We start from the raw sequence: 21,505 nt of genomic DNA on the forward strand, positions 1-21,505 counted from the left end.
ATGACCGAGACCACCGGGGCGTCCGCGCCCGAGATCACCCCGTCCGTCCCCGCCACCGTCGGCGTGCTCGGCGGCGGCCGCATGGGTGCGGGCATCGCCCACGCCTTCCTCATCAAGGGCTCCGACGTCGTCGTCGTGGAGCGCGATGAGGCCGCGGCCGAGGCCGCGCAGGAGCGCGTGGAGTCCTCGACCGCCAAGTCCCTCGAGCGCGGGGTGCTGGACGGCAACCTCGACGCGATCCTCGAGCGGTTCACCGTCTCCGTGGACCGCAAGGCCTTCGCCGACCGCGAGCTCGTGGTCGAGGCGGTGCCGGAGGACTGGAACCTGAAGGTGGAGTCGCTGCGGGCGGTGGAGCGCAACCTCGCGGAGGGCGCGGTGCTGGCCTCGAACACCTCCAGCCTGTCCGTGACCGGCCTGGCGAGGGAGCTGGAGCGTCCGCAGCGCTTCCTGGGGCTGCACTTCTTCAACCCGGTGCCGGCCTCCACCCTCGTGGAGGTCGTCATCGGTGAGCAGACCGCGCCGGAACTGGTGGACGCCGCCCGGTCCTGGACCGCGGGGCTGGGCAAGACCGCCGTGGTGGTCAACGATGCCCCGGGCTTCGCCTCCTCCCGCCTCGGCGTGGCCATCGCCCTGGAGGCCATGCGGATGGTCGAGGAGGGCGTGGCCACCGCCGAGGACATCGACAACGCCATGGTCCTGGGCTACAAGCACCCCACCGGCCCGTTGCGCACCACGGACATCGTGGGCCTGGACGTCCGCCTCGGCATCGCCGAGTACCTGGCCTCGACCCTGGGCGAGCGCTTCGAGCCGCCGGCCATCCTGCGGGACAAGGTCGCCCGCGGCGAGCTCGGGCGCAAGTCCGGCAAGGGCTTCTTCGACTGGAGCTGATCGCTCCGGGCTCCTGGGGAGCCCACGCGACCGTGGCCCGGACCATCACGGTCCGGGCCACGGTCGTCCTCGGCTCCCGCCCCGCTAGGAACGCACGGCGGCCGCCGCGGCCAGGGGGTTGTCCAGCTCCCCGGCGTAGGCGAGCGAGCCGGCCGGATCCGCCAGGTCCACCATCTGCTGGTTGTTGCGCAATTGCAGGCGGTTCAGGCAGGACAGCCGGAAGGTGGGCTCCAGCAGGCGCAGGGAGTCGAAACGGTCCGCGGACTCGGGGTGCCGGGCCCGGTACGCCGTCAGCCGCGAGGCCACCACGGCCCAGAAGCCCTCCTCGGTGATGAGCCCCTCGCGCACGAGCAACGGGGCCAGGAACCGCAGGAAGCAGTCCACGACGTCCGTCAGGATGGACAGGCCGTGGTCCTCGGGGTCCACCTCGGCGCGCAGGCGGCGGACGACCTCCGGCAGCAGGGTGCGCTCGCCCAGCACGGCGACCTCCTCGGCCAGGTCCTTGAGCAGCACCCGCACCGGGACACCGTCCCGCAGCACCAGGATCACGTTCTCCCCGTGGGGCATGAACACCAGGTCGTGGCGGACCAGGCAGTGCACGATCGGCACGAGGTAGGCCTCGAGATAGCGCTCCAGCCAGTCGGCCGTCTCCAGCCCCGAGCGCCGGACGAGGGCGGCCACGAAGGGTGTGCCCCGGGCGTCCACGTGCAGCAGCGAGGCCATGGTGGCCAGGGCCTCGCCCTGCCCGATGCGCTCGGCCGGGGACTCCCGCCACAGGGCGGCGAGCATCTTGCGGTAGGCCGAGTGCCGGTCCGTGGCCGCGTGGAACAACGGGTTCGAGTACCCGACGGCGGCCGTCTCCCGCAACAGCTGGACCCGGGACGGGTCCAGCTCGGGATCGTCGGCGAACAGCCCGGCCAGCCAGTCGTTGATCGCCGGCGTGGCGTCCATGTACGCCGCGGACAGGCCGCGCAGGAACCCCATGTTGAGCACGGACAGGGCCGTCTTCACGTAATGACGTCCCGGAGCGGTCCGGTTCATGAAGGTCCGGATGGACTGCTGCGGCTGGTACAGGTCCGCGGAGGGGCCGAGATGGACGAGGTGGCCCGTGGCGACATCCCCGGCGAACGTGACGGCCAGGCGGTTGCGCCACTGCCAGGGGTGCACCGGCAGCGGGAGGAAGTCGTCCGGGTCCAGCCCCGTGCGGTGGCAGGCCTCGACGAGGCGGCGCCGGAACACCGCCCGCTGCTCCGGTCCCAGCTCGGCCTCGAGCAGGGAGTCCAGGTCGAGCCCCTCCACGGCCGAGAACCGGGCCCGGGAGCTGTGGGCCGCGACCCACTCGAGCCGGATCGCCGATCCCGTCTCGGGCGCCAGGTCCAGGTAGTCCTCGGCGCCCAGGCCGAGCCGGCCGTTGTTCGCCACGAAGCAGGGATGCCCCTCGGTCATGGCGGCCTCGATCCGCTGGAAGTCCGCCAGCGGGTCCCCGGTGCCGGCCGCGAGTTCCTCCGCCGTGGCGGTGGAGTGCAGTTGCTTGTAGCAGTGCGAGGCGAGTGTGCTGCCGACCTCCTCCAGGTACACGGGCAACTGCCGGTCCGAGATGCCCAGGGGTTCCCGGAACGCCGTGATGAAGCGCTGGGCGTCCGGCGCGGCCGGGTGCCAGGCGGTGCCGTCCGGGGCGCCGGTCCCGTCCTGCGCCCCGGCCGGGACCCGTTCCTCGCAGGTCAGTGACCCGGGGTCGAGGTCCCAGTGCTCCAGCGCGTGGCGACGGGCCCGGAAGCGGTAGCGCACCCCGGGGCCGTGCAGGACCCACCGCTGCCCGGCCGGGTCGTCACCGGTGGCCGGGTCGGGGCCGGGGGCCAGGAGGCGCTCGTGCGAGAACTCCGCGATGGCCTTGGCGGTCACGTGGCGGTTCGCCGCAGCCCAGCGTTCCGGGTTGAGGTGGGGCACCGCACCGCTGGGACGCCCCGTCGCCGCGGCGAAGTCCACCCGCGTGCAGTACGAGAGCTGGGCCGTCTTGGCCGGGGCGCCATCGGCGGCGGGCAGCTCCACGCGCCCGGCCGGACGGAACCCACACCGGGCGTTGAGCGCCTGGATCGCCGTGTTGCGGGCGTCCGGTTCCACCACGACGCGCACCACGGCGGGGTCGGCGAAGAGGTGTGCCAGGGCCGCGTCCATCGCGGCGGCGCTGAAACCGGCCTCGGGGCCCCCGGCGCCGGCCGGATGGGGGAGCAACAGGTGCAGCCCGGCGTCACCGTGACGCCAGGGGTAGCGGCCGGCCAGCACCGAGTGGGCCGGGTCGTAGGTCTCCAGCAGGAAGGCCGGCAGGCCGTCTCGTCGACCGTCCAGGGCCAGCAGCGCGGCGTGATGCGGATCGGCCGCGATCCGCTCGTGCTCGGCCCGGACCTCCGCCTCGCCGGCGCACTCCATGCCCCAGAACCGGGCCCGCGGCGTGGCCAGCCAGGAGTGCAGGAGCGCGGCGTCCGCGTCGGGGCGGACAGGACGGAACGTGAACCGGGGCCGGTGGTCCCCCGTGGCTGTCGGGCTGGTCATCGCAGTGCCTCCTCGAGGATGGCGGTCGATCGGGTGGGTGTGGTGAGGTTCTCGGCACCGGGGGAGCCGAACGCCTGGAAGGCGATCCGGTCCTCGACGGCGTAGTGCTCCCGCCCCGCCAGGCGGTTGACGAGGACGGAATTGCGGTACGCGCCCATGCCGAGGTCCGGGGCCGTGAACCCGTGGGTGTGCAGTTCGGCGTTCTGGACGAACACGTCGCCGTGCACCCCGATGCCGTAACCGCGGTCCACGTCCCACCGGCCGTCCGGCAACCGGGACAGGCGGTCCTCGATGCCCCGCAGGAACCGGGGTTCCCGGTAGCCGTACCCGGTGGCCAGCACGAGGGCGTCGACGGTCGTGCCGTGCACCCCGCCGTCGTCGGCGTGGCGCAGGGTCAGTCGCAGCCGGCCCGCGTCCTCCCGCACGTCCTCCAGGGCGGTCGAGGTCCGCAGGGTGGCCGGAGCCGGTCCGTGGACGCTGGCCTCGTAGAGCATGTCGTAGATGCGGTCGAGCAGCTCGGCGTTGACTCCCTTGTACAGCGGTGCGTGCGAGGCACCCAGCCGGTCCCGGACCTGCTGGGGCAGGGAGGTGAAGTGGTCCACGTAGTCCGGGGAGGTCATCTCCAGCGTGGGCTTCGTGTACTCCAGGGGGAAGAACCTCGGCGAGCGGGTGAGCCATTCCACGTGCCGGTCCTGCCCCGGGCGGCCCAGCAGGTCCGCGAACACCTCGGCGGCGCTCTGCCCGCTGCCCACGACCGCGATGCGGCCGGCCTCCGCGAGGCGCTCCCGGGCGGGGAGGTAGCCGGAGGAGTGCACGACGCGCGGGTCCTCGCGCAGGGCGGCGGGGACGGCGTCGGGCAGGAGGGGATCCGTGCCGGTGCCCAGCACCAGGTTCCGGCCCCGCAGGGTCCGGGGCCCGTCGGGCGTGTGCGCGGTGACCCGGTAGGCGTCGCCGTCGTGCTCGACGGCGACGACCCGGTGGCCGTAGCGCACCGGCAGCCGGTGTGCGGCCCAGGCCAGGTAGCGGGAGTATTCCGAGCGCAGCGCGTGGAAGTCCTCCCGGATGTAGAAGGGGTACAGGCGCCCGGACTCCTTCAGGAAGGCCAGGAAGGACAGCGGGTGGGTGGGGTCGGCGAGGGTCACCAGGTCGGCCAGGAAGGGGACCTGCAGGTGGGTGCCCTCGAGCATCATGCCCGGATGCCACTGCGGTCCCTCCCGCGACTCCAGGACCACGGCATCGAGCCCGGCGGGCACCGCCAGTGCGGCGAAGCCGAGGTTGAACGGCCCGGCGCCGACGGCGATCACGTCATGGGTGCTCATGCCGTCACCTCCGCGGGGGTGAGGGCCCGGCCGTGCCGGACGATCCCGGCCAGGATCCCGGCGACGTCCGCGGACGTGGTGCGGGGATTGAGCAGGGTCAGCTTGAGGTGACGCCGGCCCCCGACGGTGGTGGCGGCGACCATGGCCTCGCCCGAGCGGTAGAGGGCCCCGCGGATCGCGTCGTTGAGCTCGTCGACCGCTGCCGGCCCGGGGGCCTCTCCCGGGGCCCACGGCCCCGGATCCAGCTCCGGCTCGTAGCGGAAGACGACCATGCCCAGGTGCACGGGAGCGGCCAGGGCCAGTCCGGGGCACGCCTCGACCTGCCGGCCGGCGTCGGCCGCGAGGTCGAGCGTCGCGTCGAACATGGCGCCGAGGGCCTCGTGGCCCACGGAGCGCAGAGTGACCCAGAGCTTGAGCGCGTCGAAGCGGCGGGTGGTCTGCAGCGACTTGTCCACCTGGTTCGGGCTGGCGGGGTCCCGGCCCGGATTCAGGTAGTCGGCGTGGTGGGTGATGTGCGCGAACCGTGCCCCGTCCCGGACCAGCAGGGCGCTGGACCCGATGGGCTGGAAGAAGGACTTGTGGAAGTCGACGGTCACCGAGTCCGCCAGCTCGATGCCGTCCAGCAGGTGGCGGCGCGTCGGCGAGGCCAGCAGCCCGCAGCCGTAGGCCGCGTCGACGTGGAACCAGGCGCCGGCGGCCCGGGCGGCCCCGGCGGAGGCGGCCAGCGGGTCGATCGCGCCGAAGTCGGTGGTGCCGGCCGTGGCGACGACGGCCAGGGGGCGAAGGCCCTGGGCGAGGTCGCGGGCGATCGCGCGTTCCAGGGCCACCGGGTCCATGCGGTGGTCGCCGTCCACGGGGATGCCCACCACCGCCTCCGCGCCGAGTCCCAGCTGGGACGCAGAGCGCACGATGCTGAAGTGGCTCTCCTGCGAGGCGTAGACCCGCAGTCCCCGCAACCGTTCGGGGAGGGGGCCCGGGAGGGTGGCCACCGCACGGTTGCGGGCCATCAGCAGGGCCTGCAGGTTCGACTGTGTCCCCCCGCTGCCGAAGATCCCGTCCGCTTCCGCGCCCAGCCCCGCCAGCGAGGCGGCCCAGTCCACGAGGCGCCGTTCGATGAACGTGGCGCCGGCGGACTGGTCCCAGGTGTCCATGGACGAGTTGATGCTGCTGACCCAGGCCTCGGCCGCCACGGCGGGCACGGCCACCGGGCAGTTGAGGTGCGCCGCGTAGCGCGGGTGGTGGAAGTACACCGCGTCGTCCAGGTAGAGCGCCACCGCCTCCTCGAGGGCGGCCTCGGTCGAGCCGAGCGGCACCTTCAGGTCGACGCCGTCGAGCCTGCTCTCGAGGTCGTCGGCGGCGGGACCCGTGGTGGGGCCCGGAGCCCGGACGAGGGCCTCCGCGGCCAGCAGTGCCGCCGCGCCGTGGTCCCGGAGGAAGTCCCCGGCGGTGTCCCCGGACAGGAGCACGCTCGCGGCTGCCGGGCTGGCCCGCGACGGCGGCGGAGCCCCGGGATCCCGGCCGGTGCAAGGACCGGCCCCGGTCCCCGACGGCGGATCCCGGCGGACGGCTGAACTGGTGGAGGTCATGGTGGTCCTTCCAAGTGAGGTTAGCCTTACCTAAGGCTGGACCATTAAACGCACACCGATAGGCTCTAATTCAACTGGCCATATGGACAGGGTGGCGCGGGAGGGTCGGCAGGGGAGAAATCGCTGTGCGCTGCGCCACCATCCTGTTAGGGTGGACGCAATACTGACCGATCGTTCAGAAAGGTAGTGCCCGGATGACCACGCAGACCGCCGCGCCCACCGTCCCCAGCTACGTCCTCGACGAGTGGTGGACCCCCGGGGCCGACTCCCGGACCACCGACGTCCTCGATGCCAGCACCGGTGAGACCCTCGCCCGGTACGGCGCGGAGGGCCTCGACCTCGGCGCCGTCCTGGAGCACGGCCGGACCGTCGGCCAGCGCGAACTGGGGAAGCTGACCCTCCATGAGCGCGCCCTCAAGCTCAAGGAGCTGGCCCTCTACCTCAACGAGCACCGCAAGGACCTCTACGAGCTGTCCCACCGCACCGGTGCCACGAAGGTGGACAACATGGTGGACATCGACGGTGGCATCGGCGTGCTGTTCACTTTCTCCTCGAAGGGCCGCCGTGAACTGCCGAACTCCAACGTCATCCAGGACGGCGGGATCGAGCCGCTGTCCAAGGACGGCTCCTTCATCGGCACGCACGTCTACACCCGCATCCCGGGCGTGGCCGTGCAGGTCAACGCGTTCAACTTCCCGGTCTGGGGCATGCTCGAGAAGTTCGCCCCAGCGTTCATCGCCGGCGTGCCGACCGTGGTCAAGCCCGCCACCCCCACCGGGTACGTCAGCGAGGCCGCGGTGCGGTTGATGGTCGACTCGGGGATCCTGCCGGCCGGTTCCCTGCAGCTGATCTCCGGTTCCGCCCGGGGCCTGCTGGACGTCATGGACTACCGGGACATGATGCTCTTCACCGGCTCCGCGACCACCGCCCAGTCCCTGAAGTCCCACCCGAACGTCATCTCCGGCGGCGTCCGGTTCTCCGCCGAGACCGACTCGCTCAACGCGGCCATCCTCGGCCCCGACGCCGTGGAGGGCACCCCCGAATTCGAGGCCTTCGTCAAGGCCGTGGTCACCGAGATGACCGTCAAGGCCGGCCAGAAGTGCACCGCGATCCGCCGCACCATTGTTCCCGAGGCCCAGCGCGAGGCCGTGGCCTCGGCGATCGCGGCCCGGATCGAGCAGCGCGTGGTCGTGGGTGACCCGCGCGCCGAGGGCGTGACCATGGGCGCGCTCGCCTCGTTGGCACAGCTCCAGGACGTGCGCGGCGCCGTCGAGGACATGCTCGCCGCCGGAGGCGAGCTCGCCTACGGCAGCCTGGACGCACCCACGGTGCGCACCGCCAGCGGTGAGGACGCCGTGGTGAAGGACGGGGCCTTCATGTCCCCGGTGCTGCTGACCTGGGCGGACGCGGAGAACGAGGTGGTCCACTCCCGTGAGGCCTTCGGTCCAGTGACCTCCCTGATCGGCTACACCGACCTGGACGACGCCGTGCGCCTGGCCGCCCGCGGCTCCGGCTCGCTCGTCGCCACCGTCTGCACCAACGACCCGGAGGTGGCCCGCGAGGTGACCGTCGGGATCGCCGGTCACCACGGGCGTGTGCACCTGCTCAACCGCGAGACCGCCAAGACCTCCACCGGCCACGGCTCGCCTGTCCCGCACCTGGTCCACGGCGGACCGGGCCGCGCCGGCGGTGGCGAGGAGCTCGGCGGCGTCCGTTCCGTCAAGCACCACATGCAGCGCACGGCCCTGCAGGGTTCCCCGAACCTGCTGACCGCCGTCACCGGCGTCTGGCAGACCGGTGCGGACCGGCAGATCGCCGGTTCGGAGGCCTACGGCGCGGAACCGGGCAACGTGCACCCGTTCCGCAAGTCCCTGGCCGAGCTGCGCATCGGCGACGCACTGGCCTCCGACCTGCGCCAGGTCACCCAGGAGGACATCACCGCCTTCGCGAACACCACGGGGGACACCTTCTACGCCCACGTGAACCCGAAGGCCGCCGAGGCCAACCCGTTCTTCCCGGGCACCGTGGCGCACGGCTACCTGCTCGTGGCCTGGGGCGCCGGGCTCTTCGTGGAACCGGCGCCGGGCCCGGTGCTGGCCAACTACGGCCTGGAGAACCTGCGGTTCATCACCCCGGTGGCCGCCGGGGACTCCATCCGGATCACGCTGACCGCCAAGAAGATCACCCCGCGCGTGACCGACGAGTACGGCGAGGTGGCCTGGGACGCCATCATCCACAACCAGAAGGATGAGATCGTGGCGACCTACGACGTCCTGACCCTGGTGGAGAAGGAAGACGTCACCTACAAGAACTGGACCGACTGACCCCGTCGGGCCACCTCGGCTCATGAGAGAGGCCGCCTCCCCGTCTGGGGAGGCGGCCTCTGCCGTGGGCGAGACGGCGCTCAGTCGCGGGCGCGCAGTCCGTCCACGATCATCGCGATCGCGTTCTCCTCGACCTCCTGGGGGGTGGCCGGCCCGTCGGGCCGGTACCACTCCACGAGGGAGTTGATCATGCCGAACATCAGCCGGGTGGTGGTCCGGGGCTCGATGTCGGCGCGCACCTTCCCGTCCTGCTGCGCGGTGATCATCAGCTCGGTGACCTTGCGGTCCACCGACCGGCGGCGCTCGAGCGCCTGGCGCTCGATCTCGGTGTTGCCGCGCAGGCGCAGCAGCAGGGTCACGTAGGGCTGGCGTTCGATCAGCACGCGGATGGTCGAGCGCAGCATGAACTCCAGGCGCTGGATCGAGGTGCCCGTGAGGGCCTGCTCGTGCTGGCCGATCGCCTCGAGGGGGACCAGTGCCTCGTCCAGGGCCAGTCGCAGCAGGTCCCCCTTGGAGGGCACGTGGTGGTAGATCGCCGACTTGCTGACGCCGAGCTCGTCGGCGAGCATGCCCATCGACGTGGCGTCGTATCCGTGGCGGTTGAACACCTGGACGGCGACCTGCAGGACGGATTCCTGGTCGTATCCGGGCCGGCCCCGCCGGGGTGTGGCGGTGGTCTTGGGCGCGGTGGGCACTGGTTGCTCCTTGGGAACAGTCGTCCCCCGGGGACCGTGTGGGTTCCCGGGGGACGCGGTGATCAGAGGTTGCGGAGGTCGTGGATCCGCTTCAGTTTACCCACCGAGCGGGGCAGGGACTCCGGGTCCACCACGTCGATCTGGCACGAGGAGCCGACGTGGATCTTGATGAGCTTCTGCAGTTCGCTCGCGGCCGCGACGGCGCGGTCGGAGGTGCAGTCGACGCGGCGCTCGATCTTCACGGCCAGCTGGTCCATGCGGCCCGGGCGGGTGATCTCGAGCTGGAAGTGCGGCGAGAGGCCCTCGACCTTCAGGGCCAGCTCCTCGATCTGGCTCGGGAACACGTTCACCCCGCGCAGGATGATCATGTCGTCCGAGCGGCCCGTGATCCGGCCCATGCGCCGGTGGCCCGGACGCTCGGTGCCCGGCAGCAGGCGGGACAGGTCGTGGGTGCGGTACCGGATGATCGGCAGGGCCTGCTTGGTCAGCGCGGTGAACACGAGCTCGCCGGGCTCGCCGTCGCCGAGGACCTTGGTCTCGTCGAAGGGGTCCAGGATCTCCGGGCGGAAGTGGTCCTCCCAGATGTGGCAGCCGTCCTTGGTGCGGTAGGACTCACCGGCCACGCCGGGGCCCATGACCTCGGACAGGCCGTAGATGTCACACGCGTGGATGTCGAACATCTGCTCGAGCTCGTGGCGCATCTCCTCGGTCCACGGCTCGGCGCCGAGGACGCCGACCTTCAGGGAGGTCTGCCGCGGGTCCAGGCCCATGCGCTGCATGGCGTCGCCGATGGTCAGCAGGTAGGTCGGGGTGCACAGGATGGCGTCCGGCTTGAAGTCGTTGATCAGGGTGATCTGCTTCTCGGTCTGGCCGCCGGACATCGGGATCACGGTGGTGCCCAGGTACTCCGCCGCGGCGTGGGCGCCCATGCCGCCGGTGAACAGCCCGTAGCCGTAGGCGTTGTGGACCTTCCAGCCCCGCTGGATCCCGGACAGGCGCATGCACCGGGCGCCGAGCTTGGCCCAGTCGGTGAGGTCCTGCTTGGTGTAGCCGACGACGGTGGCGCGGCCGGTGGTGCCCGAGGAGGCGTGGATCCGGGCGACCTCCGGCTGCGGGACGGCGAACATGCCGAAGGGGTAGGTCTTGCGCAGGTCCTCCTTGTCCGTGAAGGGGAACTTGGCCAGGTCCGAGAGCTCCTTGAGGTCGGAGGGGTGCACGCCGACGGCGTCGTACTTCTCCTTGTACAGGGGGACGCGGTCGTAGGCGTAGGCGACCGTGTGCTGGAGGCGCTCCAGCTGCAGCGACTCGATCTGGTCGCGGCTCATGGTCTCCTCGGGATCCAGTCCCGCGGTCGATTCTTGGGTGGTCAGGGTCTCAGTCATCGAAGGCCTTACTCGTGCTGGGGTGTGGGGTGTTCTTCAGGGGTGGGGGAGGGGCTCAGCGGGCGGCCACGGTGCGTGACCGGCCGCGGAACTCGGCGATCACCTCGGTACCGCCCCCGGGCAGGGACTGCAGGACCTGGATATCGTAGATCCCGCTGCGGCCCGACTGCTGACGGCGGTTCGCCACCGCGGTCAGCAACCGGCCCGGGATGCCGGGCTTGAGGAAGTTGATGTCCACCCCGGAGGCCACCGTCATCGTCTCGTCCGAGCCCTCGGGCGGGTTGCAGGCCATCGCGAAGGCCGAGTCGGCGAAGGCGAAGATCATGCCGCCGTGGGCGATCCCGAAGCCGTTCAGCATCTCCGGGCGCAGGGTCATGGTGATGGTGGCGTGTCCGTCCGTGACGGCCTCCACCCCGATCCCCATCCACTCGCTGGCGTGGTCCCCGGCCAGGACGGCATGGTGCTCGCCCAGGGGGCGGGCCGCGGGGGACGGACTCTCGGACGCTACTTCCGTGGCGGTGCCAGGCGTGGTCATGCGCGCTCCCAACTTTCTTTACCGAACGATCATTAGGTAATCCTAGAATGTGATGTGGGTCAAGTTGTGAAGCACCGATCCGGCCCGGGGCTGTTGACGGGGTCACAGGTGGTGTATATATACTGAACGAGCGGTCAGTAAATATGAGCGCGACTGACCTGACCTGACCACGGCGCGCGGCGATTCTCCTGCCAGCGCCGACACTCCAGAGAATGAGGTGGGCACCATGGCCGAACAGACGACGAGCGGCGGGCACCTGAGCGCCGTCCTGTCCCCCGAGGACGAGGCGGGCCAGCGGCGCTTCGACGCGATCATCGAGCAGGACTCCCGGATCGAGCCCCGTGACTGGATGCCGGAGGCCTACCGGAAGTCCCTGACCCGGCAGATGAGCCAACACGCGCACTCCGAGATCATCGGCATGCAGCCGGAGGCGAACTGGATCACCCGCGCCCCGAGCCTGAAGCGCAAGTCCATCCTGATCGCCAAGGTCCAGGACGAGGCCGGTCACGGCCTCTACCTGTACAGCTCCACCGAGACCCTCGGCACGGACCGCGACACCCTGAACGATCAGCTGATGTCCGGCCGCGCCAAGTACTCCTCGATCTTCAACTACCCGGCGCGCACCTGGGCGGACATGGGTGCGATCGGCTGGCTCGTCGACGGCGCCGCGATCGCCAACCAGGTCCCGCTGTGCCGCGCCTCCTACGGCCCCTACGGTCGCGCCATGGTGCGCATCTGCAAGGAGGAGTCCTTCCACCAGCGCCAGGGCTTCGAGATCCTGCTCGAGCTGGCCAACGGCACCGAGGCCCAGAAGAAGATGGCCCAGGACGCGATCAACCGCTTCTACGCCCCGGCCCTGATGATGTTCGGCCCCTCGGACAACGACTCCCCGAACTCGAAGCAGTCCATGGCCTGGAACGTCAAGCGCTTCTCGAACGACGACCTGCGCCAGCGCTTCGTCGGCATGATCGCCGAGCAGGTCAAGGTCCTCGGCCTCACCCTGCCGGACCCGGAGCTCCGCTATGACGAGGAGACCGGCCAGTGGATCCACATGGAGCTGGACTGGGACGAGTTCAACCGGGTCATCAAGGGCGGCGGCCCCTGCAACTCCCAGCGCATGGCCCGTCGCCGCGAGGCGCACGAAGAGGGCGCCTGGGTCCGCGAGGCCGCGTCCGCCTACGCCCGTAAGCAGCAGATGAAGGAACAGGTGGCATGACCATGAGCAACACGTCGAACAACGGATCGTCCGCCGGCTGGCCCCTGTGGGAGGTCTTCGTGCGTTCCTCGCGCGGCCTGTCCCACGTGCACGCCGGCTCCCTGCACGCCCCGGACGCCGAGATGGCCGTCCGCAACGCCCGGGACCTCTACACCCGCCGCAACGAGGGCGTGTCCCTGTGGGTCGTGCGCTCCGAGGACATCCTGACCTCGGATCCGGACGCCAAGGACGCCATGTTCGAGTCGCCCAAGGGCAAGGACTACCGTCACGCCACGTACTACACCAAGAGCGAAGGGGTGAAGCACCTGTGAGCGCTCCCTCCGGCCAGACCACGGACCACAGCCTGGACAGCTTCGGCGACGCCACCGCCTCGGCCACGCGCGTCACCCCGGGCAACGCCCTGCGCCCCGAGGACATCGCGCTGCAGGACACCGCCCCGGCGACCGAGGCGATCGCCCAGTACGCCCTGCGGCTGGGCGATGACGCGCTCATCTACTCCCAGCGCATGGCCCACTGGGTCTCGCGTGCCCCGGAGCTGGAAGAGGACATCGCCCTCGGCAACATCACCCTGGACCAGCTCGGCCACGCCCGCTCCTTCCTGACCTACGCCGGCAAGAAGTGGGACAAGACCGAGGACGACCTGGCCTACTGGCGCGAGGAGGAGGAGTTCACCTCCGTCCACCTCGTCGAGCAGCCGAACGGCGACTTCGCCGAGACGATCGTCCGGGCCCTGTTCCTGAGCATCTACCAGCACATGGTGTACACCCGCCTGCTGGAGTCCTCGGACGGGACCCTGTCCGCCATCGCGGCCAAGGCGCTCAAGGAGGTCGACTACCACCTCGAGCACGCCGAGCTGTGGACCCTGCGCCTGGGCTCGGGCACCGAGGAATCGGCCCGCCGGATGCGCCGCGCGCTGGAGAAGCTGTGGCCGTACGTCGACGAGCTGTTCCAGGACGAGCCGCTGTACGACGAGCTCGAGGGCATCGCCCCGCGCCCGTCCACGCTGCGCGAGGAGTGGACCGCCCGGCTCACCGACATACTCGGGCGTGCGGAGCTCTCCGTGCCCGAGGTCCCGTTCGCGATGGCCTACGGCCGTCGCGGCGAGCACTCCGAGCACCTGGGCTACATCCTGGCGGAGATGCAGGTCCTGGCGCGGAAGCACCCCGGGGCGACCTGGTAACCCGCTGCCCGTCCCCGCATCACCGCCGAACCGTGAAGACGGAGGAAGCACCATGACCACCATCCCCACCCCCACCGCCGGCACCAGCCGGCTGTACGAGATCGCCTCGAAGGTGACCGACCCCGAGATCCCGGTGCTCACCATCGCCGACCTCGGGATCCTGCGCGACGTCACCGCGGACCGCGACGGCACCGTCGTCGTGACCATCACCCCGACCTACTCGGGGTGCCCGGCGATGGACGTGATCGGCCAGGACCTCAAGACCGAGTTCCAGGCGGCGGGGTACGACAGGGTGCGGGTGGACCTGGTGCTCTCCCCGGCATGGTCCACGGACTGGATCACGGAGGAGGGCAAGGCCAAGCTCCAGGAGTACGGCATCGCCCCGCCCACCGGCAAGGGACACCGTGGCACGGTGACCCTCGGCATGGCAGTGAAGTGTCCTCGCTGCCACTCGCTGAACACCCGCGAAATCTCCCGCTTCGGGTCCACGGCCTGCAAGGCGCTGTACTCCTGCAAGGACTGCCTGGAACCCTTCGACTACTTCAAGGTGCTCTCATGACTGCAACTGAAACCGATTCCGCCCCCGCACGCCGTCGTGCGGCCTTCCACGAGCTCGAGGTGGCCGGGGTCCGGCGCCTGACGGCCGACGCCGTGGAGGTGACCTTCGCGGTCCCCGAGGAGCTGGCGGACGAGTACGACTACGCCCCCGGCCAGTACGTGGCCCTGCGCAAGGAGCTGCCGGACGCCGACGGCACCCTGCACGAGGTGCGCCGCAGCTACTCCATCTGCGCCGAGCCGAGGCCGGGCGAGGTCCGGGTGGCCATCAAGAGGGACCTGGGTGGCATCTTCTCCACGTGGGCGAACGAGAACCTCGCCGCCGGGGACACGATGGACGTGATGAGCCCGGCCGGGGCCTTCATCTCCAAGCACAAGATGACCGGGCTCAACGACCCGGAGTCGATCGACACCGACACCGAGCACACCTTCGTGGCGTTCGCCGCCGGTTCCGGCATCACCCCGGTGATCGCGATCGCCCGGACCGTGCTGGCGGCCAACGAGAAGGTCAGCTTCGACCTGGTCTACTCGAACAAGGCCGCCATGGACGTCATGTTCCTCGAGGAGCTGGCAGACCTGAAGGACCGCTACCCGTCCCGGTTCGCGCTGCACCACGTGCTGACCCGCGAGCAGCGGATCTCTCCGCTGCTGTCCGGCCGGATCGACAACGAGAAGCTGTCCACCCTGCTGTCCACCGTCATCCGCCCGGAGACCGTGGACGAGTGGTTCCTGTGCGGCCCGTTCGAGCTGGTCCAGATGGTCCGGGACGAACTGGCCGGGCTCGGCGTGGACTCGGACAAGGTCCGTTTCGAGCTGTTCACCACCGGTGACCCCACGAAGGGCCGCCCGGAGGGTCACATTGGCCGTCCGGTCGTGGTGGACGAGGCCGGCGACAACTTCGACATCACCTTCACCCTGGACGGGCTCCAGGGCGAGGTGAAGTCCCCCAAGGGCCAGCGCGAGACCGTGCTCAACGCGGCCCTGCGCGTCCGCCCGGACGTCCCGTTCGCGTGCGCCGGCGGCGTCTGCGGCACGTGCCGCGCCAAGGTCGTGGAGGGTTCCGTGGACATGGACGAGAACTACGCCCTCGAGACCGACGAGGTCGAGAAGGGCTACGTCCTGACCTGCCAGTCCCATCCCACCTCGGACAAGCTGGTCCTCAGCTTCGACGCCTGACACCGAACGCCGTCCCCGCCGCGATCCCGGCGGGGCCGGCGTCGTCCGTGCCCGGCGTCACCGCCCTGATACCCGCACCCACCGCCCAGGAGGCACGCATGATCGACCTGACCATCGCCGACGGGATCGCCGAAGTGGTCCTGAACGCCCCCGAGAAGATGAACGCCCTCAACGAGGAGGCGATCGCCGAACTGGGCGCGGCCTACGACGACGCCGCTGCCGCCGCCTCCCGCGGTGAGGTGCGGGCCCTGCTGCTGCGCGGTGAGGGGCGCGGGTTCTGCGCCGGTCGGGACATCTCCGCGGTCACCCCCGCGGACGACGACGTGATGGGCTACCTGGGGGACAAGGTCACCCCGCTGCTGCAGTCCATGAGCGCCTTCCCGGCGCCCACCTTCGCCGCCGTCCAGGGCGCCTGCCTGGGCGTGGGGCTGGGCCTGGCGATCGCCACGGACGTGGTCTACGTGGCCGAGAACGCCAAGATCGGCTCGCCGTTCGCCAACCTCGGCGCCACCCTGGACTCCGGCGGCCACTGGCTGTTCACCGAGCGCCTGGGCACCCACCGCACCCTGGACCTGATCTACACCGCCGAGCTGATCAGCGGGGCCGAGGCGGTCTCCTCCGGGCTGTTCTCCCGCGCCATGCCGGCGGAGTCGCTGCTCGAGGACACCCGGGCGATCGTGGCGAAGGTCGCCGGCGGGGCCACGGGGGCCTTCGTGGCCTCCAAGGGACTCGTGGCGCAGATCCGCGACGAGCGACTGGGCCTGTGGGACTCCATGGCGACCGAGAACCGGGCGCAGGCCGACCTGTGCGGCACGGAGGACTACGCCGAGGGCTTCGCCGCCTTCCAGCAGAAGCGCAAGCCGGAGTTCCGCGGGGTCTCCGGGACGTCCCTGCCGCGCTGACGCGCCGAGCCGTACCGCGCACGATGGCCCGGTCCCCGGTGGGGGGCCGGGCCTTCTGTCCCCCGGTCGTCCAGGCCCCCGCCCCCGTCCCCGCCGCCGGGGGCGGGGGCTGTGTCATGGTGCCGCGGGTCAGTAGAGTCGCAGGTCAGTAGAGTCGCGACGGGCCGACCATGACCACCGACACGTCTGTGAGGGCGCATGAGCGAGGACAGGCGTAGGGAGCTCGGCGAGAACGAGTTCGCCATCGAGGAGCACCTGCAGGAGGCGTTCGAGAGCACGATGGAGGAGGGCGCCGAGCGCCTGCACCGCACGTTCCGTGCCGTGGTCATCACCGGCCTGTTCGGCGGGATGGAGGTCGGCGTCGGCGTGATGGCCTACCTGGCCGTCCTGCACGAGACGGACAGCCACCTCCTCGCCGGGCTGGCCTTCAGCGTCGGGCTGATCGCCGTGCTGCTGGCACACAGCGAGCTGTTCACCGAGGACTTCCACATCCCGATCATGGCCCTGGTCACCCGCCAGGCCAGCATCTGGAAACTGCTCAGGCTGTGGTCGGTGACCCTGGTGAGCAACCTCGTGGGCGGCTGGGTGTTCATGTGGCTGGTGATGCAGGCCTTCCCCGAGTGGAGGTCCACCATCGCGGAGGCGGCCCACCACTTCGTCGACGCCCCCTTCTCCCTGCAGACCGCCTGCCTCGCCCTGCTCGGCGGCAGCACGATCACCCTGATGACCCGGATGCAGAAGGGCACCACGTCGGATGCGGTCCGGGTGGTCGCGGCGATCGGCGGTGGCTTCCTCCTGGCGGGGCTCCAGCTCTTCCACTCGATCCTGGACTCGATGTTCATCTTCGGCGCCATGCAGTCCGGGGCGGACATCACCGTCCTGCAGTGGCTGGGGTGGTTCGGCTACACCGCGGTGTTCAACATGCTCGGCGGCATCCTCCTCGTGACGGCGCTGCGCATCGTCAGGACGAAGGAACTCGTGGTGCACTACCGGCGCCAGTCGGGACCGGATCCGGACGCCCCCCGCGGCCGGTGACACCGGGGGCGGGCACGAGCGGGGGCCGGCACGGCCGGCGGCCGGAGGGCCCCAGCCGAGACCGGGTCACGGGGCGGCGGGTCCGTGCGTGCTCCCCAGGGACCCGGACATCATCAGCTCCAGGTCGGCGGGTTCCAGGACCGTGGTCATGCCCCACATCATGAGGGCGAAGGCGGCGACGGAGAGGATGAGCCACGCGATCGAGATCCTGGCCAGGAGCCTGAACTCCCGCCGGGTCGCCGCGTGCCGGTCCGAGGACAGCTCGGCCAGGCGCAACCGGGTGCGGTCCGCGGGGCTGAGGTGCACGGCGCCGCCGTGGAGACGGTTGGGGGCGGTGTCCGTGCCACCGTCGTCCAGGACCGCGACGGTCAGGTCGCCGTCGGTGTCCTGACGGAAGTGGTCGATCCGGTCTCCGTGCCGTGCCAGCAGGATGTCCTCGCCCAGCGCCCCGGGAGGGGCGGTGCTGATGGACAGGCGGCCGCGCCGGGGGGCGCGCCGGGCTGCTGACGGGCGAGGGGCTTCGGGCGACTTCATACCCCGAGATTACAGTTGCAAACAGTCTGTTCCGGCGGTGGCCCGGGGTTTTGTCGCCAACTTCACCCGGGTCTGTGATACAGGGGACAGGGTACTGAGGGTCAGCGGGTGTCCATGTCCTCGAAGATCACGAAGGTCGTGGTGTCCAGCACGGCCGGCAGCGGCTGGATGTTGTCGAAGACCACGCGGCGCAGGTCCAGGTTGTCCCGCGCGCGGACCAGCAGCAGGACGTCGAAGTTGCCTCCGACCAGGCTGACGTGGTGCACCTCCGGGATCCGGGACAGTGCCTCCTTCACCTCCCGCCAGCCGTGCTGGCGCAGCTTGAGCGTGACGTAGGCGGAGGAGCGCAGTCCGGCCCGGACGGGGTCCACCACGGCGCTGTAGCGCGTGATGACGCCCTCCTCCTGCAGCCGGTTGATCCGGGCGTAGGCGTGCGCTCGGGAGATGTGGACCTTCTGGGCGAGCGCGGTCACGGACTGGCGGCCGTCCCGCGTCAGCTCGGCCAGGATGCGCTCGTCCACGGAGTCGATCCGGGCTGGCACCTTGTCCATCGTCCCTCCTCGGTCAGCGTGGAGCGTCGGCTCCGTGGACCCCGGGCGGCAGCCCGAAGCATCCACCAGAGTATGCATGTCTGGACAATCTGTCCACGATCAGCCGGGATTGCGGCGACGAAGCATCGACTCCCTCCACACTGGTGGGTACAAAGTGACTACCGCCGTGAGCTGGGGCACAGGCATGTGCCTCCCGCCGGCGGGGAAACGTCCAGGAGGAACGATGAGCGACGACGTCCGCACCGACATCGCCGAGGCTGCCCGCAGCTTCGGCATCACGCCGGAGGACTACATGCTCCCGGCCCGCCACCTGATCCGGATCGTGGACCAGGACGGCACGGTCCTGTCCACCGAGGAGCAGGGCGCCGAGCCGGGCCATGACTATCCGGTCCCCGCCGATGAGGACCTGCTCGAGGCCTACCGTCGCCTCGTGGCCGGCCGGCGCATCAATGACCAGAACTCCGCGCTCGTGCGCCAGGGCCGGATGGCGGTCTACCCCTCCAGCCACGGCCAGGAGGCCTGCCAGGTGGCCGCCGCCGCCTGCCTGGGGGAGGGGGACTGGCTGTTCCCCACCTACCGGGACACCGTGGCCGTGATCTCCCGCGGCGTGGACCCGGTGGAGGCCATGACGATCTTCCGCGGGGACTGGCACGGCGGCTTCGACCCGCGGCAGCACAAGGTCGGCATCCAGTCAACGCCGCTGACCACCCAGCTGCTGCATGCCGTCGGGGTGGCGCACGCCGCGCGGTTGCGCGGGGAGGACACCGTGGTCGTGGCCCTGTGCGGGGATGGCGCCACGAGTGAGGGCGACTTCCACGAGGCGCTGAACTTCGCCGCGGTCTTCCACCTGCCGGTGATCTTCTTCGTGCAGAACAACCAGTACGCCATCTCGGTGCCGCTGGCCCGCCAGACCGTCGCCCCGTCACTGGCCCACAAGGCGGTGGGTTACGGCATGGCCGGCGAGCGGGTGGACGGCAACGACCTCGTGGCCCTGCTGGCCGTGCTCGAACGCGGTGTCCGGCTGGTCCGCGGCGGCGCCGGGCCGCTGCTGGTGGAGGCCCACACCTACCGGATCCAGGCGCACACCAACGCCGACGACGCCACCCGCTACCGCGAGGACGCCGAGGTCCAGGAGTGGCTGGCGAAGGATCCGGTGAAGCGGATGCGCACCTACCTCACCGACCGCGGGCTGCTCACCGAGGAGCTGCAGTCCCGCTACGAGCAGGAGGCCGAGGACATCGCCACCGCCCTGCGCGAGGGCATGAACCGCGAGAGCACCCCGGACCCCCAGGACCTGTTCGCCCACGTCTATTCCGTCCCCACTCCCCAGCTGGCCGAGCAGTCCGCGATGCTGGCCGAGGAACTCTCCCGCGAGGAGGCATCATGAGCACCACCCAGAACACCGACGCCGGCCCCCGGCCCGGCAGCGCCCAGACCGGACCGGACACCGGCGAGATCACGGTCGCCGTGGACGCCGCCCGGGAGTCCACCACCCGGGCCGGTGGCGCCGGCGTCCCGCAGCCCCGGCCGGAGTCCCCGGCCGCCCCGGTCCCGGCCGGGCCGGTCACGATGGCCAAGGCCCTCAACGCGGCCCTGGCCGATGCGCTGTCGGCCGATGCCGGCGTCGTGGTCTTCGGGGAGGACGTGGGCACCCTCGGCGGGGTCTTCCGCATCACCGACGGGCTGGCCGCCCGGTTCGGCGCGGACCGCTGCTTCGACACCCCGCTGGCCGAGTCCGGGATCGCCGGGATGAGCGTGGGGATGGCGATCAACGGGATGCGCCCGGTCATCGAGATGCAGTTCGACGCCTTCGCCTACCCGGCGTTCGAACAGATCGCCTCGCACATCGCCAAGATGTCCAACCGCACCCGCGGGGCCCTGCCCATGCCGATCGTCATCCGCATCCCGTACGCCGGGGGCATCGGCGGCGTGGAGCACCACTGCGACTCCTCCGAGGCGTACTACGCGCACACCCCGGGGCTGAAGGTCGTCACCCCGGCCACCGTGACCGACGCCTACCTGCTGCTGCGCGCGGCCATCGACTCCGATGACCCGATCGTCTTCATGGAGCCCAAGAAGCTGTACTTCTCCAAGGACCGGGTGGACCTGGACGCGCTGCGCGAGCAGTACGAGTCCGGGGCCGCGGACGTCGCCGGTCCGCGGGCGGCCGTGGAGTCCGGCGGGGCCGCCGTCGCGCGCACCGGTACCGACGCCACGCTGATCGCCTACGGTCCCTCCGTGCCCACCGCCCTGGCCGCGGCCGCCGCGGCGGCGGAGGAGGGGCGCTCGCTCGAGGTGGTGGACGTGCGCACGATCGTGCCGTTCGACGACGCCACCGTGTCCGAGTCCGTCCGCAGGACCGGACGGGCGATCGTGATCTCCGAGGAGTCCGGCTTCGCGTCCGTGGCCTCCGAGATCGCCGCCCGGGTCCAGGAGCGCTGCTTCCACTCACTGGCCGCACCCGTCCTGCGGGTGACCGGCTTCGACATCCCCTACCCGGCGCCGAAGCTGGAGCACCACTTCCTGCCCGGGGTGGACCGCATCCTCGACGCCGTCGACGACCTGCAATGGGAGGACTGAGATGACTGTCCGCACGTTCCTGCTCCCGGACCTGGGAGAGGGCCTGACCGAGGCCGACATCATCCGCTGGCTCGTCTCCGCCGGGGACCGGGTGGCCGTGGACCAGCCGATCGTCGAGGTGGAGACGGCCAAGTCGCTCGTGGAGGTGCCCAGCCCCTTCGGCGGCATCGTCACCACGCTGCACGCCGAGGCCGGCACCACGCTGGACGTGGGCAGACCCCTGGTGTCCGTGGAGGACGGGACCGGGCCGGGCGCTCCTGCCACCGGTCCCGGATCCGCCGGATCGGCGGCCGCCCCGACTGACGCCGACTGGGCCGGGACCGTCCCCGTGGAGGGAGCCCAGTCCTACACCGAGGAGGAGCGGGCCGGTGCGCACCCGGAGGCGGCGGCCGAGGCCGGCGTGGTCGCCGCGGATGAGGGCGGCCCCGATGCCGAGGACGATGGCGGCTCCGGCAACGTGCTGATCGGGTACGGCACCCCCGGGGGTGCGGCCAGGG

At 71.0% G+C, this 21,505-nt stretch carries 20 protein-coding genes; 12 read left to right on the top strand and 8 right to left on the bottom strand.

The genetic code is table 11. From position 1 onward, the window contains the following. Window positions 1-888 carry a 3-hydroxyacyl-CoA dehydrogenase family protein gene (locus PLJ28_RS03465; RefSeq protein WP_183529884.1) on the top strand — a complete coding sequence of 296 codons (888 nt, stop codon included), beginning with the start codon at window positions 1-3 and terminating at the stop codon, window positions 886-888. 84 nt (window positions 889-972) lie between these two features. Here PLJ28_RS03465 and PLJ28_RS03470 read toward each other — a convergent pair whose 3' ends face one another. The 3 genes from PLJ28_RS03470 to PLJ28_RS03480 are packed head-to-tail and all read right to left on the bottom strand — an operon-like array spanning window position 973 to window position 6,343. Beyond that, window positions 973-3,438, bottom strand: a complete 2,466-nt coding sequence (locus tag PLJ28_RS03470; RefSeq protein ID WP_183529882.1) for a GNAT family N-acetyltransferase — start codon at window positions 3,436-3,438, stop codon at window positions 973-975. Further along, window positions 3,435-4,757 carry a lysine N(6)-hydroxylase/L-ornithine N(5)-oxygenase family protein gene (locus PLJ28_RS03475; protein WP_183529880.1) on the bottom strand — a complete coding sequence of 441 codons (1,323 nt, stop codon included), beginning with the start codon at window positions 4,755-4,757 and terminating at the stop codon, window positions 3,435-3,437. Before PLJ28_RS03475 ends, PLJ28_RS03470 begins: the two co-directional genes overlap by 4 nt. Next, the gene (locus PLJ28_RS03480; RefSeq protein WP_298043304.1) at window positions 4,754-6,343 is read right to left on the bottom strand and encodes a pyridoxal phosphate-dependent decarboxylase family protein; all 1,590 of its coding nucleotides are present in this window, start codon (window positions 6,341-6,343) and stop codon (window positions 4,754-4,756) included. The genes PLJ28_RS03475 and PLJ28_RS03480 overlap by 4 nt, the downstream gene beginning before the upstream one ends. 194 nt (window positions 6,344-6,537) lie before the next feature. Between PLJ28_RS03480 and paaZ the strand changes: the two genes are divergently transcribed. Then, window positions 6,538-8,667, top strand: coding sequence for a phenylacetic acid degradation bifunctional protein PaaZ (gene paaZ / locus PLJ28_RS03485; protein WP_010144914.1), 2,130 nt, complete (start codon window positions 6,538-6,540; stop codon window positions 8,665-8,667). A gap of 80 nt (window positions 8,668-8,747) precedes the next feature. Here paaZ and PLJ28_RS03490 read toward each other — a convergent pair whose 3' ends face one another. The 3 genes from PLJ28_RS03490 to paaI all read right to left on the bottom strand — a co-directional run bounded on the left by PLJ28_RS03490 (window position 8,748) and on the right by paaI (window position 11,279). Next, on the bottom strand, window positions 8,748-9,362 hold the full coding sequence (locus tag PLJ28_RS03490; protein WP_183529878.1) for a TetR/AcrR family transcriptional regulator: 615 nt from the start codon (window positions 9,360-9,362) through the stop codon (window positions 8,748-8,750). 62 nt (window positions 9,363-9,424) lie between these two features. Beyond that, the gene (locus PLJ28_RS03495; protein WP_298043301.1) at window positions 9,425-10,744 is read right to left on the bottom strand and encodes a phenylacetate--CoA ligase family protein; all 1,320 of its coding nucleotides are present in this window, start codon (window positions 10,742-10,744) and stop codon (window positions 9,425-9,427) included. A 55-nt stretch (window positions 10,745-10,799) separates the two neighbouring features. Then, window positions 10,800-11,279 carry a hydroxyphenylacetyl-CoA thioesterase PaaI gene (gene paaI, locus PLJ28_RS03500; protein WP_255459779.1) on the bottom strand — a complete coding sequence of 160 codons (480 nt, stop codon included), beginning with the start codon at window positions 11,277-11,279 and terminating at the stop codon, window positions 10,800-10,802. 226 nt (window positions 11,280-11,505) lie between these two features. On the opposite strand from paaI, the gene paaA reads away from it, so the two are divergent. The 7 genes from paaA (at window position 11,506) to PLJ28_RS03535 (ending at window position 17,343) form a co-directional block, all read left to right on the top strand. Next, window positions 11,506-12,495, top strand: coding sequence for a 1,2-phenylacetyl-CoA epoxidase subunit PaaA (paaA, locus tag PLJ28_RS03505; protein WP_010144918.1), 990 nt, complete (start codon window positions 11,506-11,508; stop codon window positions 12,493-12,495). Then, window positions 12,492-12,806, top strand: a complete 315-nt coding sequence (paaB, locus tag PLJ28_RS03510) for a 1,2-phenylacetyl-CoA epoxidase subunit PaaB (protein ID WP_010144920.1) — start codon at window positions 12,492-12,494, stop codon at window positions 12,804-12,806. The genes paaA and paaB overlap by 4 nt, the downstream gene beginning before the upstream one ends. Further along, window positions 12,803-13,675, top strand: a complete 873-nt coding sequence (gene paaC / locus PLJ28_RS03515) for a 1,2-phenylacetyl-CoA epoxidase subunit PaaC (protein ID WP_183529874.1) — start codon at window positions 12,803-12,805, stop codon at window positions 13,673-13,675. The genes paaB and paaC overlap by 4 nt, the downstream gene beginning before the upstream one ends. 52 nt (window positions 13,676-13,727) lie before the next feature. Continuing rightward, window positions 13,728-14,234: a 1,2-phenylacetyl-CoA epoxidase subunit PaaD gene (paaD, locus tag PLJ28_RS03520; RefSeq protein WP_183529872.1), complete on the top strand. Its 507-nt coding sequence runs from the start codon at window positions 13,728-13,730 to the stop codon at window positions 14,232-14,234. Beyond that, window positions 14,231-15,406 (top strand): 1,2-phenylacetyl-CoA epoxidase subunit PaaE, encoded by a 1,176-nt coding sequence (gene paaE, locus PLJ28_RS03525; protein WP_183529870.1) that lies wholly within the window; start codon window positions 14,231-14,233, stop codon window positions 15,404-15,406. Before paaD ends, paaE begins: the two co-directional genes overlap by 4 nt. Window positions 15,407-15,504: 98 nt before the next feature. Next, window positions 15,505-16,308, top strand: a complete 804-nt coding sequence (locus tag PLJ28_RS03530) for an enoyl-CoA hydratase/isomerase family protein (RefSeq protein ID WP_183529868.1) — start codon at window positions 15,505-15,507, stop codon at window positions 16,306-16,308. A gap of 198 nt (window positions 16,309-16,506) precedes the next feature. Next, the gene (locus PLJ28_RS03535; RefSeq protein ID WP_183529866.1) at window positions 16,507-17,343 is read left to right on the top strand and encodes a formate/nitrite transporter family protein; all 837 of its coding nucleotides are present in this window, start codon (window positions 16,507-16,509) and stop codon (window positions 17,341-17,343) included. A 66-nt stretch (window positions 17,344-17,409) separates the two neighbouring features. Here the strand turns inward: PLJ28_RS03535 and PLJ28_RS03540 are convergent, their stop codons facing one another. Continuing rightward, window positions 17,410-17,877, bottom strand: a complete 468-nt coding sequence (locus PLJ28_RS03540) for a hypothetical protein (RefSeq protein WP_183529864.1) — start codon at window positions 17,875-17,877, stop codon at window positions 17,410-17,412. 101 nt (window positions 17,878-17,978) lie between these two features. Then, on the bottom strand, window positions 17,979-18,428 hold the full coding sequence (locus PLJ28_RS03545) for an Lrp/AsnC family transcriptional regulator (protein ID WP_183529862.1): 450 nt from the start codon (window positions 18,426-18,428) through the stop codon (window positions 17,979-17,981). A gap of 223 nt (window positions 18,429-18,651) precedes the next feature. Between PLJ28_RS03545 and PLJ28_RS03550 the strand changes: the two genes are divergently transcribed. The 3 genes from PLJ28_RS03550 to PLJ28_RS03560 form a co-directional block, all read left to right on the top strand. Further along, window positions 18,652-19,815: a thiamine pyrophosphate-dependent dehydrogenase E1 component subunit alpha gene (locus PLJ28_RS03550; RefSeq protein WP_183529860.1), complete on the top strand. Its 1,164-nt coding sequence runs from the start codon at window positions 18,652-18,654 to the stop codon at window positions 19,813-19,815. Window positions 19,816-19,997: 182 nt separating this feature from the next. Beyond that, complete coding sequence (locus PLJ28_RS03555; RefSeq protein WP_255459783.1) at window positions 19,998-21,008, top strand: alpha-ketoacid dehydrogenase subunit beta; 1,011 nt, start codon at window positions 19,998-20,000, stop codon at window positions 21,006-21,008. 1 nt (window position 21,009) lies between these two features. Beyond that, a partial coding sequence (locus PLJ28_RS03560) for a biotin/lipoyl-containing protein (RefSeq protein WP_324589884.1) occupies window positions 21,010-21,505 on the top strand: 496 nt, incomplete at its 3' end.

Source organism: Citricoccus sp. (genome assembly GCF_035445025.1).
GTDB lineage: Bacteria > Actinomycetota > Actinomycetes > Actinomycetales > Micrococcaceae > Citricoccus.

Coding starts and splice junctions, on each gene's coding strand:
- PLJ28_RS03465 (WP_183529884.1), top strand. CDS start 1: ATGACCGAGACCACCGGGGCGTCCGCGCCCGAGATCACCCCGTCCGTC.
- PLJ28_RS03470 (WP_183529882.1), bottom strand. CDS start 3,438: ATGACCAGCCCGACAGCCACGGGGGACCACCGGCCCCGGTTCACGTTC.
- PLJ28_RS03475 (WP_183529880.1), bottom strand. CDS start 4,757: ATGAGCACCCATGACGTGATCGCCGTCGGCGCCGGGCCGTTCAACCTC.
- PLJ28_RS03480 (WP_298043304.1), bottom strand. CDS start 6,343: ATGACCTCCACCAGTTCAGCCGTCCGCCGGGATCCGCCGTCGGGGACC.
- paaZ (WP_010144914.1), top strand. CDS start 6,538: ATGACCACGCAGACCGCCGCGCCCACCGTCCCCAGCTACGTCCTCGAC.
- PLJ28_RS03495 (WP_298043301.1), bottom strand. CDS start 10,744: ATGACTGAGACCCTGACCACCCAAGAATCGACCGCGGGACTGGATCCC.
- paaI (WP_255459779.1), bottom strand. CDS start 11,279: ATGACCACGCCTGGCACCGCCACGGAAGTAGCGTCCGAGAGTCCGTCC.
- paaA (WP_010144918.1), top strand. CDS start 11,506: ATGGCCGAACAGACGACGAGCGGCGGGCACCTGAGCGCCGTCCTGTCC.
- paaB (WP_010144920.1), top strand. CDS start 12,492: ATGACCATGAGCAACACGTCGAACAACGGATCGTCCGCCGGCTGGCCC.
- paaD (WP_183529872.1), top strand. CDS start 13,728: ATGACCACCATCCCCACCCCCACCGCCGGCACCAGCCGGCTGTACGAG.
- paaE (WP_183529870.1), top strand. CDS start 14,231: ATGACTGCAACTGAAACCGATTCCGCCCCCGCACGCCGTCGTGCGGCC.
- PLJ28_RS03530 (WP_183529868.1), top strand. CDS start 15,505: ATGATCGACCTGACCATCGCCGACGGGATCGCCGAAGTGGTCCTGAAC.
- PLJ28_RS03535 (WP_183529866.1), top strand. CDS start 16,507: ATGAGCGAGGACAGGCGTAGGGAGCTCGGCGAGAACGAGTTCGCCATC.
- PLJ28_RS03540 (WP_183529864.1), bottom strand. CDS start 17,877: ATGAAGTCGCCCGAAGCCCCTCGCCCGTCAGCAGCCCGGCGCGCCCCC.
- PLJ28_RS03545 (WP_183529862.1), bottom strand. CDS start 18,428: ATGGACAAGGTGCCAGCCCGGATCGACTCCGTGGACGAGCGCATCCTG.
- PLJ28_RS03550 (WP_183529860.1), top strand. CDS start 18,652: ATGAGCGACGACGTCCGCACCGACATCGCCGAGGCTGCCCGCAGCTTC.
- PLJ28_RS03555 (WP_255459783.1), top strand. CDS start 19,998: ATGGCCAAGGCCCTCAACGCGGCCCTGGCCGATGCGCTGTCGGCCGAT.